1 protein-coding gene is annotated in these 1505 nt (G+C 43.6%); it reads left to right on the top strand.

Going from position 1 to position 1505, the window contains the following annotated elements:
* The first annotated feature begins 190 nt into the window (after positions 1–190).
* Entirely contained in the window at positions 191–1408 is a 1218-nt protein-coding gene (locus QUA99_RS32790) for an ISAs1 family transposase (RefSeq protein WP_445251062.1), read from the top strand.
* Positions 1409–1505 lie beyond the last annotated feature (97 nt).

The raw sequence follows: 1505 nt of genomic DNA on the forward strand, positions 1-1505 counted from the left end.
TCTATCCTTTCTGTTCGCTGTGCTTATCTAAATGGTCAACTTTCCACTTGATATATCTGCAAAAGTGAGATGCACCCGGACAGACAACGGGCGATGGACAGATAACGGGCGATCTAATCGCAGTCTCAAAGAGGTCAAATGGGTTCTATAATACTGCTTCATCTGTGTCACGAATGGTGAGGAAAAATCAATGGAGAAAGGATTCGATCGTGTTGTAAATCAGCCAAAATCATTAGCAAAGCCAGACAGGTCTCAACCCATCTCCATGCAACACTTACAAGCTTGCTTATCAACTTATTTTGATGACATACCAGACCCGAGAGTAGACCGAACCAAACAACATTTACTGAAAGACATTCTGGTCATTACCATATTAGCTGCGATCGCCGGTGCCCAGGGGTGGGAAGACATCGAAAATTATGGACTCAGCAAGCAACAATGGTTAGAAAAATTTTTAGAGTTACCCAATGGCATCCCCAGCGATGATACATTTCGCCGGGTGTTTGAAAAGCTAGATCCGAAAGTTTTAGAGGAGAAGTTATCGCAATGGTTGCAACAAATTATGGGTTCAGTCTGCCAAGAAATCATCCCCATAGATGGCAAAAGTTTGCGAGGTTCTTACGATCGAGAGAAAGGTTTAAAAAACTTACATTTAGTGACAGCTTGGGCGAGCGGACAGCGTTTGGTACTCGGGCAAGTCAAAGTAGAAGACCATTCCAATGAAATCACAGCAATTCCAGCCCTACTAGAACTACTCGACATTGCCGGCGCAATTATCACCATTGATGCGATGGGGACTCAAACAGAAATAGTGCGACTGATTCGTCAGAAAAAAGCCGATTATGTCGTGGCACTAAAAAGCAATCATCCCACTCTTTACAATCAAGTTAAAGACTGGTTTGAGACTGCAAAAACTCAGGAATTCATTGGGATTGAAATCAGTTATGATTCCCGAACCGAAAAGGGACATCATCGCCTCGAAACTCGAAAAGTCTGGGCGGTATCAGTTGTCAAACTAGGAGGACTTTACAAGCAAGAGCAATGGGCAGGCTTGCGCACTATTGTTATGGTCGAAAGAGTTCGTCATCTGTGGAACCGAACCACTCACGAGGTACAGTTTTACCTAAGTTCTTTACCAGTAGACGCCCAGCTAAATGGTCGTGCTATTCGTCAACATTGGAGCATTGAAAACCAAGTGCATTGGAGTTTAGATGTGACTTTTAATGAAGATAAATCCCGGATTCGCTCATTAAACAGTCCTCAGAACTTCGCTCTGGTAAGACGGATCGCCCTTAATGCGGTCAACCAAGAAACTACTCTCCAGCGTAGCCTGCGACAAAAAATCAAACGGGCTGCGATGAACAATGACTATATGATGCTTCTTCTCAAGTGCTTTTGTCAAGCATGATTGAGATGCTCTTACCCTGCCCAGGGTAAGAGCATCTCAATCAGTCTTGACAAAAGGATTTGAGAAGAAGCATCATGTATTCATCATTCATTGCAGC

Source organism: Microcoleus sp. F10-B2, from assembly GCF_036704965.1.
Lineage (GTDB): Bacteria > Cyanobacteriota > Cyanobacteriia > Cyanobacteriales > Microcoleaceae > Microcoleus.

What these genes read in the sequence shown, in the direction of transcription:
- QUA99_RS32790 (WP_445251062.1), top strand. Translation starts at nt 191, where the DNA reads ATGGAGAAAGGATTCGATCGTGTTGTAAATCAGCCAAAATCATTAGCA.